The organism is Paenibacillus naphthalenovorans (genome assembly GCF_900099895.1).
GTDB classification, from domain to species: Bacteria; Bacillota; Bacilli; order Paenibacillales; family NBRC-103111; genus Paenibacillus_G; species Paenibacillus_G naphthalenovorans.
Genome location: NZ_FNDY01000035.1, coordinates 1 through 15,749, shown reverse-complemented (window position 1 = coordinate 15,749; position 15,749 = coordinate 1). Strand labels below are relative to the sequence as shown.

General features: G+C 51.2%; 17 protein-coding genes. 13 read left to right on the top strand and 4 right to left on the bottom strand.

What is annotated here, in order from left to right; all coding sequences use genetic code 11:
- Positions 1-131: 131 nt before the first annotated feature.
- Both BLT35_RS22270 and dgoD read left to right on the top strand, forming a co-directional pair.
- Positions 132-812, top strand: a complete 681-nt coding sequence (locus BLT35_RS22270; RefSeq protein WP_062410711.1) for a FadR/GntR family transcriptional regulator — start codon at positions 132-134, stop codon at positions 810-812.
- Positions 813-854: 42 nt separating this feature from the next.
- Positions 855-2,003 carry a galactonate dehydratase gene (dgoD, locus tag BLT35_RS22265; RefSeq protein ID WP_062410712.1) on the top strand — a complete coding sequence of 383 codons (1,149 nt, stop codon included), beginning with the start codon at positions 855-857 and terminating at the stop codon, positions 2,001-2,003.
- A gap of 245 nt (positions 2,004-2,248) precedes the next feature.
- Here dgoD and BLT35_RS22260 read toward each other — a convergent pair whose 3' ends face one another.
- Positions 2,249-3,352 carry a ParM/StbA family protein gene (locus BLT35_RS22260; protein ID WP_254777638.1) on the bottom strand — a complete coding sequence of 368 codons (1,104 nt, stop codon included), beginning with the start codon at positions 3,350-3,352 and terminating at the stop codon, positions 2,249-2,251.
- Between the two features lie 208 nt (positions 3,353-3,560).
- Here BLT35_RS22260 and BLT35_RS22255 point away from each other — a divergent pair, with 208 nt between their 5' ends.
- From BLT35_RS22255 to BLT35_RS27205, 3 genes are read left to right on the top strand one after another with little or no spacing between them, the layout of a single operon-like run.
- Positions 3,561-4,559, top strand: a complete 999-nt coding sequence (locus tag BLT35_RS22255) for a M23 family metallopeptidase (protein WP_054819457.1) — start codon at positions 3,561-3,563, stop codon at positions 4,557-4,559.
- A 31-nt stretch (positions 4,560-4,590) separates the two neighbouring features.
- Entirely contained in the window at positions 4,591-5,052 is a 462-nt protein-coding gene (locus BLT35_RS22250) for a bactofilin family protein (RefSeq protein ID WP_054819458.1), read from the top strand.
- A gap of 8 nt (positions 5,053-5,060) precedes the next feature.
- Positions 5,061-5,207: a hypothetical protein gene (locus BLT35_RS27205; RefSeq protein ID WP_171006043.1), complete on the top strand. Its 147-nt coding sequence runs from the start codon at positions 5,061-5,063 to the stop codon at positions 5,205-5,207.
- Positions 5,208-5,614: 407 nt separating this feature from the next.
- Here the strand turns inward: BLT35_RS27205 and BLT35_RS22245 are convergent, their stop codons facing one another.
- Positions 5,615-6,535: an AraC family transcriptional regulator gene (locus BLT35_RS22245; RefSeq protein WP_139170848.1), complete on the bottom strand. Its 921-nt coding sequence runs from the start codon at positions 6,533-6,535 to the stop codon at positions 5,615-5,617.
- Between the two features lie 267 nt (positions 6,536-6,802).
- Here BLT35_RS22245 and BLT35_RS22240 point away from each other — a divergent pair, with 267 nt between their 5' ends.
- From BLT35_RS22240 to BLT35_RS26575, 3 genes are all read left to right on the top strand, one after another.
- Entirely contained in the window at positions 6,803-7,540 is a 738-nt protein-coding gene (locus BLT35_RS22240) for a ThuA domain-containing protein (RefSeq protein ID WP_054820251.1), read from the top strand.
- Between the two features lie 464 nt (positions 7,541-8,004).
- Complete coding sequence (gene gap, locus BLT35_RS22230) at positions 8,005-9,051, top strand: type I glyceraldehyde-3-phosphate dehydrogenase (protein WP_062410716.1); 1,047 nt, start codon at positions 8,005-8,007, stop codon at positions 9,049-9,051.
- Positions 9,030-9,230, top strand: a complete 201-nt coding sequence (locus tag BLT35_RS26575; protein WP_074729797.1) for a GapA-binding peptide SR1P — start codon at positions 9,030-9,032, stop codon at positions 9,228-9,230. The genes gap and BLT35_RS26575 overlap by 22 nt, the downstream gene beginning before the upstream one ends.
- A gap of 183 nt (positions 9,231-9,413) precedes the next feature.
- Here the strand turns inward: BLT35_RS26575 and BLT35_RS22220 are convergent, their stop codons facing one another.
- Positions 9,414-9,935, bottom strand: a complete 522-nt coding sequence (locus BLT35_RS22220; protein ID WP_062410717.1) for a hypothetical protein — start codon at positions 9,933-9,935, stop codon at positions 9,414-9,416.
- Positions 9,936-10,216: 281 nt separating this feature from the next.
- On the opposite strand from BLT35_RS22220, the gene BLT35_RS22215 reads away from it, so the two are divergent.
- The 5 genes from BLT35_RS22215 (at position 10,217) to BLT35_RS22195 (ending at position 15,471) form a co-directional block, all read left to right on the top strand.
- Positions 10,217-10,507 (top strand): YerC/YecD family TrpR-related protein, encoded by a 291-nt coding sequence (locus BLT35_RS22215; RefSeq protein ID WP_062410718.1) that lies wholly within the window; start codon positions 10,217-10,219, stop codon positions 10,505-10,507.
- A gap of 255 nt (positions 10,508-10,762) precedes the next feature.
- On the top strand, positions 10,763-11,572 hold the full coding sequence (locus tag BLT35_RS22210) for a sirohydrochlorin chelatase (RefSeq protein ID WP_054820254.1): 810 nt from the start codon (positions 10,763-10,765) through the stop codon (positions 11,570-11,572).
- A 7-nt stretch (positions 11,573-11,579) separates the two neighbouring features.
- Entirely contained in the window at positions 11,580-12,575 is a 996-nt protein-coding gene (locus BLT35_RS22205; RefSeq protein ID WP_054820255.1) for a diacylglycerol kinase, read from the top strand.
- Positions 12,576-12,688: 113 nt separating this feature from the next.
- On the top strand, positions 12,689-14,122 hold the full coding sequence (gene rlmD, locus BLT35_RS22200; protein WP_083351377.1) for a 23S rRNA (uracil(1939)-C(5))-methyltransferase RlmD: 1,434 nt from the start codon (positions 12,689-12,691) through the stop codon (positions 14,120-14,122).
- 716 nt (positions 14,123-14,838) lie between these two features.
- On the top strand, positions 14,839-15,471 hold the full coding sequence (locus tag BLT35_RS22195) for an ABC transporter permease (protein WP_074729796.1): 633 nt from the start codon (positions 14,839-14,841) through the stop codon (positions 15,469-15,471).
- A gap of 175 nt (positions 15,472-15,646) precedes the next feature.
- Here BLT35_RS22195 and BLT35_RS27980 read toward each other — a convergent pair.
- The coding region (locus tag BLT35_RS27980; RefSeq protein ID WP_139170847.1) for an IS3 family transposase at positions 15,647-15,749 on the bottom strand (103 nt) is incomplete at its 5' end.

The window sequence follows — 15,749 nt, the reverse complement described above, 5'->3', positions numbered from 1 at the left end:
CCAGTTTACTTTGAACGACAGGGTTTATAAAGAGGAAGCAGGTTTTTGCTGCGAAAAAAATTGATCATCAGATGTTTTGGTAATATAATGATAAACATCAGATGAATATTGGAGGGATAAGGAATTGGGTTATGTCAAAAAAACTAACTTATGAAACCGTTTACGATGAAATTAAACGAAAAATTAAGAGTGGCGTCTGGAAGCCTGGACAGCAAATTCCACCGCTGGAGCAGTTGTCAGTAGAGCTCGGCGTCGGAGTCTCGTCTGTTCGGGAGGCCGTGCGGATTCTCGGTAAGCAGAAAATTTTACGAGTAGAGCAGGGGCGGGGCACTTACGTTGAGAATGATGTGACCGGGGCCGAAGGCGGAAGGACGCTAGATTTCCTGGAGAAGGCGACGATGCTGCAGCTGACGGAGGCCAGGTTGATCATTGAGCCGGAGCTTGCTGCGCTGGCCGCAGAGAAGGCGACGGATACCGAGGCGGACGAGATCGTGCGGACGGCCGAAACGATGCGGCAGAAAATACGCAAGAAGCAGGATTTTTTTAAAGAGGATTTGCTGTTTCACGAGCTGATTGCCAGAGCCTCACATAATGAAATCATGTTTCACATGCTCGAGCTGATCGGCGACCTGCTGACGGACAGCCGCCGGCGTTCGATGAAATGGGAGGGGATGGACGAGAAGGCGGCCTCCTATCACCATTTGATCGCGCAGGCTATTGCGCAGCGCAATACTACCCAGGCGAGAACGCTGATGAAAAGCCATTTGGAAGATATGCTGACAGGGTTTCGCCAGGACGTTTGGACCGGATGACCGAATGCTGGACATTTTATGAACAGGGGAGAGGAGCTTTTTATGATCATCAAATCCATGGAGCTGTTTCAAGTACCGCCGAGATGGTTGTTTCTGAAGGTAACAACGGATGACGGAATTGTCGGATGGGGAGAGCCTATCGTGGAAGGGAAGGCCGATACGGTGCGCGCCGCAGTGGAGGAAATGAGCGATTATCTGATCGGCAAAGATCCGGGACATATCGAGGATCTGTGGCAGGTGCTGTACCGGGGCGGCTTTTACCGGGGAGGTCCGATTCTGACCAGTGCCATCTCCGGTATTGAACAGGCGCTGTGGGATATTAAGGGCAAACGGCTGGGTGTGCCGGTGTACGAGCTGCTTGGCGGTCCGGTCCGGGATAAAATGCGTGTCTATGCCTGGATCGGAGGCGATAAGCCTTCCGATGTGGCGGAGGAGGCCAGAAAGAAGATGGCCGAAGGGTATACCGCGGTCAAGATGAACGGTACGGCGGAGATGGAGTGGATCGATTCGCCGCTGAAGGTGCAGGAGGCAGTGGAACGGCTGGCCGCTGTACGTGAAGCCATCGGCTGGGACAAAGGCATCGGCGTCGATTTCCACGGTCGCGTACACAAAACGATGGCCAAAGTGCTGATCAAGGAAATGGAGCCTTTGAAGCCGATGTTCATCGAAGAGCCGGTGCTCCCCGAGAACAATGAGGTGATTCCCGAAATAACCAAGGGCGTCAGCATACCGATTGCAACAGGCGAGCGCATGTATACACGCTGGGATTTCAAACGGCTGCTCATGCAGGGAGGCGTCGATATCATCCAGCCGGATCTCAGTCATGCCGGCGGGATATGGGAGGTGCGCAAAATCGCGGCGATGGCGGAGGCCTTCGACGTTGCCGTTGCGCCGCACTGCCCGCTTGGTCCGATTGCGCTGGCTGCATCGCTGCAGTTGGATTTTTGCACGCCGAATGCGTTTATCCAGGAGCAGAGCTTGGGCATCCATTACAATCAAGGCTCCGACCTGCTGGATTATTTAACAGATCCGGCCGTGTTCCACTATCAGGACGGCTTCGTCCGACGGCTTGCCGCCCCCGGACTCGGTGTGGAGATTAACGAATCGAAGGTGCGTGAGATGGCGGCTGCCGGTCATCGTTGGCGCAATCCGGTTTGGAGGAACGAGGACGGCACAGTCACAGAATGGTAGGCGTGCTGCGGTATTAAACAGCTTTGGCAAGACTCGCGAGGCGTTGTGCCACGTTATTCAAAGAAATGCCGGAGGCTCCTTTGAACTGGAAGGTACGACGCTGCCGTTGCAGGCGGGCTGTTAAGAGAAGCGCTTGGCGGCCCTGATGGAGCATGATCGAGCCTGGAACGGGAGAACGGTCCGGAGGTTGAAAAAGGTGCGTCGTATGCCGGGACAATCCCGGAAATGCAGCACCTTTTCAGATTTTACTGTGCTGTATCTGTGGTCAGGGACTGATTCACACGGTTTTTGGCCACCTTTAGATAACCATACACATTTTGCAGCTCGCTGTCCTGCACAAAACGCAGCTTGATCGGTCCCGCGGCATCGATCAGATAGGGCTTGAGCGCGGCCGCACCGCCTCCAATGACATAGAAGCATTGAATATCAGGGCACTTTTTCCATCGTTTCTTGATTAAATCCACGATACGTTGGGCCGCACGGCTAAAATAAGTATCCACAATGGGTTTAATGCTGCTCTGCCCTTCCCCGATACGTTGAATGACATAATTCTGCAGCTTGATGCGTTGGGACAGCTTGGCGCGGCTCGGAAACGTATAGCCGAACTGGTCCTCGACCTCCCGGATGATCAGATCCAAATAACCCGCTAATCCCATCTGCTCCCCGTAGCTGAAATGGTTGTCGATGTTCATGCGCCGGATCACGGGCAAATCGGTGGTCAAGGCTCCTATTTCACATACCCCTATAACCCCGTTATAAATTTCTTCGTTCTGGATCTGGAGGTTTTCCTGAGTAGCCAGATTGAATAGCGCAGCCGCTCCTTCGATCGATATCACTGCTTTGCGTATGCGGATTTTCACCTTACGGCCCCGAAGCTGCGGAGTAGACATAAACATGACTTCGTGTTCTCCGACAAGCCGCTGCTCGAATTGCTCGCGAAACCTGGTGTATGTACGGACAGGCAGACCTGTGCCGATGACGTATTCCAGCTCATCCGTCTGCGAAAAGGAAGAGGTTTGGTAGGATGAATGGGTAATGCCGGTGAAAGCCAATGCGGTCAGAGCGACCACGAGCGATTGGTCGGACAACGCTTTGTTGTCCATATCCTCAAGCTCGATATTGTCTTCCAATTCCGAGGCCAGCAAACCAACGAACCAGCGGCGGTTGTTATGGGTCAGGGAAGGACTGTAGACGGTGACGTCCAACGCTTTTAACGGCGAATCCTCCTCCTGCAAAATATGTCTTTCGTACCCCGGTGTCACAATGTTCGGCACGATTACTGGTTCACGAGAACCATCATGAACGACTTTTATACTGTCATTGCCCAAATCAATTCCGGCTATCTTCACGGATCGAATTCCCCCCTTTAAAAATACTTTCAAATGATTACCACTTCCATATACCTACTAAATTTCGAGTTAAATCAATGAATTCCTCTGCAACTTTTTACCTATTTTTCGGATTTTCGACAAAAAATGAAGGTTTTTTACACCCGGTTGGAGAATAATTGCAGTAGTGCTTTCGATGGAAAATAAACCCAAAGACTGAGAGGCTACTATGAAATTCAAGTGGGGTATGAAAAAACTGACATTCGTTATTATTCCGGAAAACGCCCAACGCGCTGTCGTTAAGCTGCGTTTCACCCATGCGGTGCTCTATACTGCCGCACTGCTGTTGATAGGCTTGATTGGCTGGACTCTGGCGATGCAAAGCCTGCATCTGCGGTCTGAACTGGTTAATGAGCGGCTGAAAGCGGATTTAAACGATAAAATGCAGCATTACGACCAGATCGTGGCCGACAAAAACGAAATGATTGAGAAGCTGCAGAATGAAGTCGTACTTTTGTCCGAACAGGCCAAAGAAGTGAAGACACAGATGGAAGAAGTCATGAAGCTCGAAAAGGACCTGCGATCGATCACGGGCGGTGCTTCCGCACCAGTAAAGGAACCGGTTGCAGCAAAGGGGACGGACGATCAGGAAAGCGCTGTTGTTCAAGGGGAAACAGGGTTAGGAGGAATCATGATTCCTGTAGAGGCAACCGAGATTCTCAAGCTTTCAGATGATACTTCGGCCGAATTCGAAGGCTTATCGGAACAGGCCGGCGAACTGAAAAATCATCTCGCTGCCGCACGTGAGGAGCTGCAGCGGAAGCAGCGGCTGTGGAGAATAACGCCAAACATATGGCCGGTGGAATCCCGAAATGTGACGTCGTCCTTCGGCTACCGCAAGGACCCGTTTAATAACCGGTTAAGCTTTCATTCGGGAATGGACATTGCCGCTCCCGTGAATACAGAGGTCGTGGTTACCGCGGACGGTACCGTGGTATCGGCCGGATATGACAGCGGCAAAGGCAATTTTATTATCGTCGACCATACCGGCGGTATCCGTACTTCATATATGCATTTGAATCAAATTCTGGTAAGCGAGGGTGACAAGGTGGCCAAGGGCGATCGGATCGGAAAGGTCGGTTCCACCGGTCGAAGCACGGGAGCCCACCTGCATTATGAAGTGATCAAGCAAGGCCAAAGCATAGATCCCCGGCCGTATTTGAAATAAATGGTATACACTTTTGAGAGGAGATCGTCAGATGTTTAAAGCAAAGAAGCAATCGCTTAATCCGGATACGATGGATACGCTTATCGGTGAGGGAACGATATTTGAAGGGAAGATTACTTCGGCCGCAGGCGTTCGAATCGAAGGCCAGCTAACGGGCGATATTTTGTCCGAGGGCGACGTCACGATAGGGGAAAAGGCGACTGTGAAATCGTCCATCTCCTCAAGAGATATTACGATTGCAGGGATCGTTCACGGGAATATAAAAGCAAAAGGAAAAATTACGATTACTTCAAAGGGAGAGCTGTACGGCAATATAAGCGCCCCTTCTTTTATCATTGAGGAAGGGGGAATATTCGAGGGCAACAGCATGATGAAGGAGCAAAACGGCAAGGCGGAGAATCAGACGGAGTCCAACGTGAAGCCGATTCAAGAGAAGTCCTCCGGATCTCCTGCAGCATCGGCAAGCATGGGGGGAAATCCATTCGCGTTGTAAGTGACCCCTTGAAGCCGGCGGCGTTTCAGGAATCGTTCTACCAGCTGGCTGTTCGGCAGACCAAGGCCGTGCTGGGCGGTAGGATTACGCTGGATGAAGCGCTGAAGCAGCTGCAGGAAGCGGGGCAGCGCGCATTGATCCAAGCCGGGGAATGAAGCGCCGCCCCTGTAGTTGGCAAGCAGCGTATTTCAGATCAGGCATAAAATCGGATTTTCCGGATACTGGTTCCAAGTATTCCTGCCTAATCAAGGGCTGTGTTGGTTAGGCAAGAGGAATATAGGGATCTGCGGAAGGACTTGCTGGAGAGAAAGCTTAAGAAGATGCAAAAGCAAGCCGCAGAGTATGATGCTTCCATGGATGAGCTATTCAGCATGATTGAAAAGCAAGCCAGGGAAAATGCAGGCAGGGTCAAAAAACGAAAATAGCCCGGTCCAGTTTGTTATTGCCATTTTTCGATCCAAATCAAGCAATACATATTTTTTGAACAAGGGACTTGCATGTTTTCATAGGTGAGAGGACGGGGGTTAGCCGCCCTCTCCTACTCGATTATCAAACAACGGGGCTACGCCCGAGCGGGCACGGCGGTGCCGCCGAGGCCTGCGCCGCCGCGCATGCGCTGCCTGAACTCCTTCGGGGAGCAGTTGTTGTGGCGCTTGAACAGCTTGTAGAACTGCGCCATGTTCGGGATCCCGACCTCAAAGGCGACCTCCATGATGCTGAGATCGCGGGTAAGCAGCAGGCGCTCGGCTTTTTTGACGCGCTTGTAGTTGACGTAATCGACGAACGAAAGTCCCATCGCTTTTTTGAAATATTTAATGAAATAATGGTAGCTCAAATTCAGCAGGCTGCACACATCTTCAACGGCAATCCTCTCGCCGAGATGGCGGTCCACATAATCGAGCGCAGGCCGCAGACGCATCAGCCCGCTTTCATCGGAGCCGCGCAGCACGCCGCGGGTATCGCTGCGCATCATCAGGAGCATCAGCCGCTTAATGGCCGAGCTGATGGCCATCTCGTAGCCGCGCTGCCGGGTTTGGGATTCGCCGAAGATATCGGTAATTAAGGCGAACGCCTCTTGACGGGCCGCCGCATTCTCCCGGAAGATATAATTGAGCGTCCCCAGCGGCTGCGTCAGTTCCGAGAAGCAGTGTAAATAAGGCATCGTGCTTTGATCGAAATGCTGGGACAAATCGACCTGGAATACGACATAACGAAGCCCTTCGGAGCTGTTCTTATGGGTGCGATGAAGCTGCGAAGAGCCAAGCAGCAGCACGTCTCCGGGGCCGAGAAGATAATAGTCGTGCTTGGTTTGAATGCCGAGATGCCCCTCCGTTACCGCAAGAAACTCCACCTCTTTATGATAGTGCCATGGCCACGTTTCCGGGATGCCGAAATAGGGGGAGCCGACTTGAATCTCCCATATTTTTAAGAACAGCAGGGGATTCTGGTATACGACTTCCTCGTTAATCGCATCGATGTTCATGGCTTCTCCATTTATGATTTCCTTGCTCAGCCCGACGGCAGTTTCCATAGTACGAATGTGCACCCCGCTTTTTTCCATTCATTGGATAAACCATTTTTGGATAGGCATAGATTTATGCCTTTAAGCCTTATCAGCATCTAGTATACCACGAATCAAGTTGTGATGACACTTTTGCATAACGATGAAACAAGATTGAGCATATCTTTTGAGCGGTTGATTCACTATACTGAATAGTAATGAAACCTATTATGCTTGGGGGGAACCACGATGGGTCAAAAGCTTAGAGTTACCGTTTGGAACGAATTCCGTCATGAATTGGAGAACGAAAAAGTCCGGGCGGTCTATCCGCAAGGTATTCATAAGGCGATCGGCGAAGGCCTGGGAACCGATTTTGAAGTCGCTTACGCGACGCTGGATGAGCCGGAGCACGGCTTGACCGAGGAGAAGCTGAACAATACCGATGTCCTGATTTGGTGGGGGCACAAAGCGCACGACGAGGTTCAAGACGCCATTGTCGACCGCGTTCATCAGCGGGTGCTGCACGGCATGGGGCTGATCGTTCTGCACTCCGGCCATTTCTCGAAAGTGTTCAAAAAGCTGATGGGCACTTCCTGCGACCTGAAGTGGCGCGAAGCCGGGGAGAAGGAGCGCATTTGGGTCGTTTCTCCGGGACACCCGATCGCAGAAGGCATCGGAGAATATTTTGAGCTGCCGCAGGAGGAAATGTACGGCGAACACTTCGACATACCGCAGCCTGACGAGCTGATCTTGGTGAGCTGGTTCGAGGGCGGCGAGGTATTCCGCAGCGGCTGCACGTATTCCCGCGGCCAAGGTAAAATTTTCTACTTCCGTCCGGGGCACGAAACGTATCCGACCTACTTCAACGAGCAGGTACGCCGAGTCATCCGCAACGGTGTGCAGTGGGCCGCGCCAACGACCCGGGAATATCCGAAATACGGCAACCACAAGCCTTTGGAAGCGATCAAAGAGAAATCCCCGGTTTAATATATCTCACTGGAGAGTACCTTACAGAGCTGCTTGGTGTTGTTATTGCGGATCGTTGAGGAACAAGTGCAGCCTCAATGATCCGCAGTATCAATATGGATCTGCATTAATATAAATCACACTAAGTCCATTCCTTTAATTGTCCAATCCTATCACTTCACCATTGGAGATCATTATAAAAACATTAGTTTTTGAATCGTACACTTTCTCTAACGGATGATTTGAAACCGTTAAACCATATACTGTGATTTCTTTAAGGAAACAAAGGGTACGAAAGATAAATGAAACATACTGATCTGTTAATTCGTGTATCAGTATGTTTTTTTTGCTGATCAAAATGGGCGGGTGAAAGGATTTCATTGCGTCATATACTCTTGGTTAATTTATATATTGTGTCTTATTTAATTATATGATATATATTATATACAGGAGTAAAAAAGACAAATCGCACTGGAGGGAATGGCATGGCAGGGACGTTAGGCATTAGTGGGGTGGGACGTATCGGCAGGCTTTTAATCAGACGCGCTTTCGAGCGGAGTGAAGACGGCATGGGACTGAAAGCGATCAATTCCATATACCCGGCCGATACCATTGCTCACCTGTTAAAATATGACACAGTACATGGAACCTGGAAAGCGGAAGTGCGTGAGGAAGGCGATGAGCTGATCATCAACGGCCGCCGCATACGGATCGTGTCTGAACGCGACCCTGGCGCGATTCCTTGGAAAGAGCTCGGTGTAGACATTGCAATAGATGCAACGGGGAAGTTCAACGATAAAGAGGGTGCAACGAAGCATTTGAACGCAGGCGCCCGCAAGGTCATTATTACCGCACCGGGGAAACGGATGGACTTGACGGTCGTGATGGGCGTCAATGACGATAAATACGATGCCGAGAAGCATACGCTGCTGTCCGCCGCATCCTGCACGACCAACTGTGTGGCACCCGTGCTGCATGTGCTGGATTCGGCGTTTCAGGTGAAAAGCGGCTGGATGACAACGGTTCATTCATACACGAACGACCAGAGGCATATGGATAATCCACATAAAGATTTGCGCCGGGCCCGCGCCTGCACGCAATCGATCATTCCGACCAGCACGGGCGTCGGCAAAGCGCTTGTCGATGTGCTTCCGCATTTGGCTCCGCTAGTCAACGGCATTGCGGTCCGGGTTCCGACACCGGATGTATCGCTGGTCGATCTTACGGTGCAGGTTCAACGTCCGGTCGATGTCCAAGAGGTGCAAAAGGCCTTCATTGAAGCGGCCGAAGGGCCGATGGCGCCGTTTCTCGGATACAGCGACGAACCGCTTGTCTCTTCCGATTTTATCGGATGCGATAAGTCCGCCGTCATCGACGGAGGATCGATCATGACGGCATTTGATCAGATTAAAGTGCTCGCCTGGTATGACAATGAATGGGGCTATGCGAGCCGTGTCATGGATTTGGCTTCTACTGTTTCTGAATCTATGAATAAGGAGCGTGTCGAGTCGTGGAAAGAAGCGTTGGTGTAAACGAACTGCATCTGGGAACGATTCTGTGCAAGCATTGTCAACAAATCATAGGGACACAGGAAACGCGTAAAGTCACCGTATATTACAGCGAATGTCCATCCGGCGACTGTGTAGGCCGGGGAACGTCGTCAACCGATTCGCAGCCGATTTCTTCTTCAGTGAAAACAGTCATTATATAATCATTCATGGACCGATATCCGCGCCGGAAGGAAACGATTCTTCTCCGGCCCGGGTATCGGCCTTATTTGTATATGAGGACGTTATATCTGGTAAAAGTTGGGGGGAGGCAGGCCGATATTCTTGCTGTCACAGCAAGAAGACCGGATGGCCCTGCAGGCCTGGTGAACATCCGGTCTTCTTGTTTACCTGCGGTTACGCTGCCTGCGGTCTCGGCGGTTACGCCGTCTTCTGCGTCTTGGCTTAACTCTGCCGCTGCTTGTATCGTTCGACTTTTTCTTTTTAAAGGCGCCCATCAGCAGCTTGATCATGGGTGACATCTGATTGAGGCTTTCCACCATCTTTTGTATTTTGCCGAACGTATCCATAATGCCTTCAATGCCGCCCAGCCGATCCACTATATTTTTCAGCTGACCGAGGTTAAAGCCGCTGCCGGTACCCAAAGCGCTGCCGCTTCCTCCGCCAAACAATGAAGCAAGGCCGCCCCCGGAGGACGGTTCGGGTACGGCAGCCGGCGCTTGCACGGGAAGCGAGCTTCCGCCCCCCAATCCCGGGTAACCCGAAAACCCTGTATAATTGGAATAGGCGCCTGGTAACTCGGAGCCCTGAGTAACGCTCCGTGTGCGTACAGGATAGGAAGGGCGACGCAGCGGATGCGCATAGTGGCTTACACCCCGGTTTCCAATCCCTTGTCTTTGATAACTCATGGCTTCACAACCCTTTTTGTTCATAGTAATGTCGCATTATTCATCAGGCCGGACTTTTACCTATCAACGTTTTCCTAGTATACTGTATGTTATAGGCGAATGGATGGATTGGACTCCTGTCACGCTGCCGATGATTTTTGCCTAACTTCAGTTTAGTCCACTACCGCATAAAAATAGTAACGTTTTGCTAATCTAAAGGGAGGATTTCGCTCCCCGCGCGTCGAATATATAGATATGCGTCCATACGAATAGAAGCAGACCATCAAGGGGTTGAAAATGCCATGCAATTAAAAAAATTAAACGATAAAGCGATTGATCAACTGTTCGAGGCGATTTTGACACTTAAGGATATAGAAGAATGCTATGTGTTTTTTGACGATTTGTGCACGGTCAATGAGATACAATCCTTGTCCCAGCGGCTTGAAGTGGCGCGGATGCTGCGCAAAGGCAACACCTATAATCAGATTGAAGCCGAAACCGGGGCCAGCACGGCGACGATCTCCCGGGTTAAGCGATGCCTTAACTATGGCAATGACGGCTACAAAATGGCGCTGGAGCGTCTGGGGCGCTAATCGCTCACCGGGAGGAAGCCTTTTATCCGCTCCGTGTACGCTTTGTCGGTGAAGAAAGGGTTCCATCAAGCTGGAAATTTGAACTGCCGTAACGGAGATGCTGGCTCCGAGTTAAACGAATGAGCGCACGAATCCTTCTCGCCCGACGGGCCGAGCAGGATTTTTCTTGTTATTGAAAAGATGCGCATAAGCAGATAATCTTGTTAGTGCGAAGACCGTATGTGCGCAGCTTTTTTTGGCAAGGAGGGATAGGTTTTGGTAAAATACGGGATATTAGTCATTAGTCACGGGTCCCGGAGCGAGGACTGGGTTCGGCTTGTGGATGAAGCGGTTGAGGCGGTTCACGTGCCTGAAGACATACCGGTGTACTCCTCCTTTCTGGAAATTGTGGAAGGGCGGCTCATCCAGGACGGAATCACGCACCTGGAAGCGCTCGGCGTTACGGATATTATCACGGTCCCGCTGTTTGTATCCTCCGGCAGTACGCATATCGATGAAATCAGCTACGCGCTCGGGGTGAAAGACAAGCCGCTGCTGCCGACGGATATGAGGCCGTTTGCGGTGAAGGCACGAATCCACTTTACATCGCCCATTGATGACGATCCGATCATTGCCGATGTCCTTTATTCCAAGATCAAAGCATTATCGTCCGATCCGCAAAAGGAGATTCTGCTGCTCGTCGGACACGGAAGCATCGAGGAAGGGTTCCATCTTCAGTGGCAAAGAGGGCTGGAAAAGCTGGCCATGCGGCTTCAGGCGCTCGGCGGCTTTGACGAGGCGGATGTTGCGATGCTGCTCCCGGATCAAATTCCGCATAAAATGAACCGGTGGTTGAGGAGTAAACCGCAGCATACGGTTATCGTAGCGCCGCTTTTTCTAAGCGAGGGCTATTTTACCGGGGAGGTTATTCCCGAACGGTTGAACGGTTATGAATACAGGTACAACGGGAAAGCGCTGCTTCCGCATTCGGGGATCTCGAGGTGGATCGAGCGGCAGGCAGAGCCTTTTATACAAGGCAGGGCAGCAGGAGACTCTGTTCGGTTTGATTCTGAAGCAAACAGGTGAGAGAGAAATGGCAGGACAGACCAAAAGAGCAAGACTGATCTATAATCCATCGTCGGGCCGTGAGGAAATCAAGAAGCGGCTTCCGGACATTTTGCAGCGGCTGGAGCGGGGCGGGCTGGAGACCAGCACCCATGCGACGACCGGCGAAGGCGATGCCACGCTGGCGGCGGCCGATGCGGTAAAAAGAGGCTTCGACATCGTCATCGCGGCGGGCGGCGACGGTACGCTATACGAGGTGATCAACGGAATAGCGGAGAAAGAGTACCGACCTCAGCTGGGGATTTTGCCGCTGGGGACGACGAACGATTTTGCCCGGGCGCTGAACATTCCGCGCAGCTGGGAGGGTGCGGTGGACGTCATCCTGCGCCAGCATACGCGCGTGATCGACGTGGGCAAGGTGAATCAGCGCTATTTTATCAACATTGCCGGCGGCGGGTCGCTGACGGAGCTGACCTACGAGGTGCCAAGCAAGCTGAAGACGATGATCGGCCAGCTGGCCTATTATATGAAAGGGCTCGAGAAGCTGCCGCGGCTGCGGCCGATCGAGCTGTACATCAAGACCGCGGAGGTCGAACTGCACGAGGAAGTGATGCTGTTCCTTATCTCCAACAGCAACTCCGTCGGCGGGTTCGAGCGCCTGGCACCGGACGCGTCCCTAAGCGACGGCTTGTTCGACGTGCTGATCCTGCGCAAATGCAACCTTGCGGAGTTCATCCGTGTCGTCTCCTTGGCACTGCGCGGCGAGCATATCACCGATCCGAACGTGATTTATTTGCAGACGCGGCAAATTCAAGTCACCTCACCGGATTACGTGCAGTTGAACCTCGACGGAGAATTCGGCGGCACACTGCCGTGCGTATTTACCAATTTGCCGCAGCACCTGGACATCTTCGTCGATGAGACAGGCCAGTCCACCTATAAGACGCATACGCTGCAAATTAAGCTTCCGTGGAAGCAAAAGCCCGGAACAGATGGGCATAAAGAGGAAGAGCATGAATCTTGATCATCTCCCGGAAGCCGACGCTGGCTGGGACTGCGGTTAGAGCCGCTAGTTAGGGATGGTCAAGGTATTCAAGGTATGAACGCTAGAAGAAGAAATGAGCCTGTGAGGTTAACATGAGAAAGAAGAACAATCAACGCCGGGAACAACCTCCAGAGGGTGTGCCGGTGGAAAAGAACGGAGAATACATTGCCGACGTGGTCGGGTTCGGGCATGACGGGGAAGGGGTAGGCCGTGTGGACGGCTTTACCCTTTTTATTCATGGCGCCCTGCCGGGTGAGCGGGTACGGGTCAAGGTGCTGAAGGTCAAGAAGCAGTACGGCTACGCCAAGCTGCTCGAGATCCTGGAGGCCAGCCCTGACCGTGTCGACGCGCCGTGCCCGATCTACAAGCAGTGCGGCGGCTGTCAGCTGCAGCACCTGAGCTATGAGGCGCAGTTGCGCTGGAAGCGGCAGCTTGTCATCGATAACCTGACGCGGATCGGCAAGCTGCAGGTGGCCGGGGAGGAACAGGAAGAGGGTGTGGCGGTTCATCCCACCCTCGGCATGTCCGACCCGTGGCGCTACCGCAACAAAGCGCAGGTGCCCATCGGTTTGGGCAGTGAAGAGGGCGGTCTGGTCGGAGGCTTCTACGCCCAAGGCAGCCACCGCATCATCGACATGAAGGCATGCCTCATCCAGCATGAGAACAATGATACGGTAGTCGCCGCCGTCAAACGCATCGCCCGCGAGCTCGGCATCCGTCCCTATGACGAGGAGAGCGGCAAAGGCCTGCTGCGCCACGTCATCGCCCGCTGCGGCTTCAATACGGGCGAGATCATGGTCGTCCTGGTGACGAACGGCAAGGATATCAGCCGCGCGGACGAGCTCGTCGGCTTGATCCGTGAAGAGATCCCAGGCGTCCGCAGCATATGCCAAAATGTGAACATGGAGCGGACGAACGTCATTTTCGGCAGCGAGACGAAGGTGCTGTGGGGCAGCGATGTGATCTATGATACGATCGGAGACATCCGCTTCGCCATCTCCGCCCGCTCGTTCTATCAGGTCAACCCGGTGCAGACGGAAGTGCTGTACGGCAAAGCGCTGGAGTACGCGCAGCTGACCGGTGAGGAAATCGTAATCGATGCGTATTGCGGCATCGGCACGATTTCGCTTTTCCTGGCGCAGCGCGCAGGCAAGGTCTACGGCGTCGAGATCGTCCCCGAGGCGATCGAGGACGCGCGGCGCAATGCGCTGCTGAACGGCGTGCGCAACGCGGAGTTCGAGGTCGGCGCGGCGGAGGCCGTCATCCCCGCGTGGAAGCAGCAGGGCGTGACGCCCGACGTCATCGTCGTCGACCCGCCACGCAAAGGCTGCGACGCCGCGCTGCTGGAGACGATCGTCGCGATGCGCCCCGAGCGCGTGGTGTACGTCTCGTGCAACCCGTCAACGCTGGCGCGCGACCTGCGCGTGCTGGAGGACGGGGGCTACCGCACGGTGGAGGTGCAGCCTGTGGATATGTTTCCGCATACGGTGCATGTGGAGTGCTGTGTGTTGCTTATTAAGAAGTAATATCTCTGAGCCACATTTACCTATATCAAAAGCCCAATCCTTTGTGAGAGGGCTTTTGTTTTGCAATATGATATTTTAACAATACTGCTACTTCAATCGAGTATCTGTCTTAAGTTCTGATTTTGCTATTTTTGGGAGGATATTAGGTTCGCATAGTGAAACATCAATGTTGTGATTTTTGAAATGAAAAGTATGGAGCGTTGCAAGTGCTATAGAGATTACTGAGCAACAAAGTGAACTAGCCCGTATACCCTGATTGTAGAAAAACTTTAATTCACAGTGCAGATTCTAATATAAATAAAATGGCACGGCGATCAGGAGATCAAAATCCCACGCGATCGGCTGGTCGAATTCGAACCTGTCGTCGGTTGCAATTGAAAGATTTATTTGTAAAATTTTGCAGGACTTTGTACCGGGTCTATAGAAGTAATTCTAGCATCATGGGTATTTTATCATTCTAAATAAATAATTGACTAAACGGAAGAACGGCCGGGACGCCTACATTCGCTTGGTGACCAGCTATCTCATCGAATAGAGTGAAGTCGGGGCTACAGGTTGCTCCTACATCCATCCTAAGATCATTGAACAGATTAACCAAAGACCTGCATAAGCCTCTTGGGAGGGCTGATGGTTTTTGCAAACTTAGCAGGTCACAAAATATAAAACAAAGAAATACAGTTCAAAGAAATAAATAAATAAAACTAAGTGAGGGAAATATGGGGAAAATCCAAAATAATATTAATCAAAATAACTTTAATGAAAAAACAAATTTTAATGGACCAACACAAATTGCTGCAGGAGATATAATTAACAACATACCAAACACTTATCTTCAAGAGGCAAAATATACGCCAGAACCAAAATGGCGAAGCCCATTTACTATGGCTGTTTTATCATGGATTAGCTTTGCCATTGCAATTGGAGGGTTGCTTCCTATCGGTAGTAAAATAGTAAAAAGTGGTCTGAATGTTTTTAATGGAACTCTGAAGGCATCAGTAGGTTTTGAAATCCAGATTTATTTAATAATATTTGTAATACTGACTATCTTATTTGTGGTTTTTCTTAGTCTTAGGAGAATTGCTAAAAGTCAAACGAGGTACCCTCTGCTTTTTAATTTTGCAATCAGTGGTTATGGTAAAAGATTGACATTAGAGAAAATACATATTGATAAATGTCCTCAATGTGGGGGGAAGATGAAATATTATAATAAACCAGTGGAATGGAGAGAGGTACAGTACAGTGATGGTAGAAGAAAGCGTGAAACTACAAAAAGGGTTCCTGCATTAGAGTGTAAGCGAAATTCAGAGCATTCGTATAGAGTTGATCCTGCCGAAGATATGTTATCATAGTTTTTCGTTAAGTGAATCAATTCATAATGCATTGGCTTGAAAAGTTACAGAAGACTCCAATGTCATCGCATTGCATTTTTATTTTTATGCTGTTTGAATGTCTTGTTGCTTGCTGACACGAACTACGATGAGTTTCATGCTGTTGTAAACTAAGGTGTGGATTGTCAACAGTAAATCAGACAATTTTTTTAAGGGCTTCTTGGCGATACTGAACAGGCGTCATATAGCCTAAGGTTCCATGAATGCGATACTTGTTAAACCAGTTTACGTAATCGTAT

Excerpts from the sequence above, each read along its gene's own strand:
- BLT35_RS22215 (WP_062410718.1), top strand. The coding sequence starts at position 10,217 with ATGCAATTAAAAAAATTAAACGATAAAGCGATTGATCAACTGTTCGAG.
- BLT35_RS22195 (WP_074729796.1), top strand. The coding sequence starts at position 14,839 with ATGGGGAAAATCCAAAATAATATTAATCAAAATAACTTTAATGAAAAA.
- BLT35_RS22240 (WP_054820251.1), top strand. The coding sequence starts at position 6,803 with ATGGGTCAAAAGCTTAGAGTTACCGTTTGGAACGAATTCCGTCATGAA.
- BLT35_RS22250 (WP_054819458.1), top strand. The coding sequence starts at position 4,591 with ATGTTTAAAGCAAAGAAGCAATCGCTTAATCCGGATACGATGGATACG.
- dgoD (WP_062410712.1), top strand. The coding sequence starts at position 855 with ATGATCATCAAATCCATGGAGCTGTTTCAAGTACCGCCGAGATGGTTG.
- gap (WP_062410716.1), top strand. The coding sequence starts at position 8,005 with ATGGCAGGGACGTTAGGCATTAGTGGGGTGGGACGTATCGGCAGGCTT.
- BLT35_RS22270 (WP_062410711.1), top strand. The coding sequence starts at position 132 with ATGTCAAAAAAACTAACTTATGAAACCGTTTACGATGAAATTAAACGA.
- rlmD (WP_083351377.1), top strand. The coding sequence starts at position 12,689 with ATGAGAAAGAAGAACAATCAACGCCGGGAACAACCTCCAGAGGGTGTG.
- BLT35_RS22255 (WP_054819457.1), top strand. The coding sequence starts at position 3,561 with ATGAAATTCAAGTGGGGTATGAAAAAACTGACATTCGTTATTATTCCG.
- BLT35_RS22205 (WP_054820255.1), top strand. The coding sequence starts at position 11,580 with ATGGCAGGACAGACCAAAAGAGCAAGACTGATCTATAATCCATCGTCG.
- BLT35_RS22220 (WP_062410717.1), bottom strand. The coding sequence starts at position 9,935 with ATGAGTTATCAAAGACAAGGGATTGGAAACCGGGGTGTAAGCCACTAT.
- BLT35_RS22245 (WP_139170848.1), bottom strand. The coding sequence starts at position 6,535 with ATGAACATCGATGCGATTAACGAGGAAGTCGTATACCAGAATCCCCTG.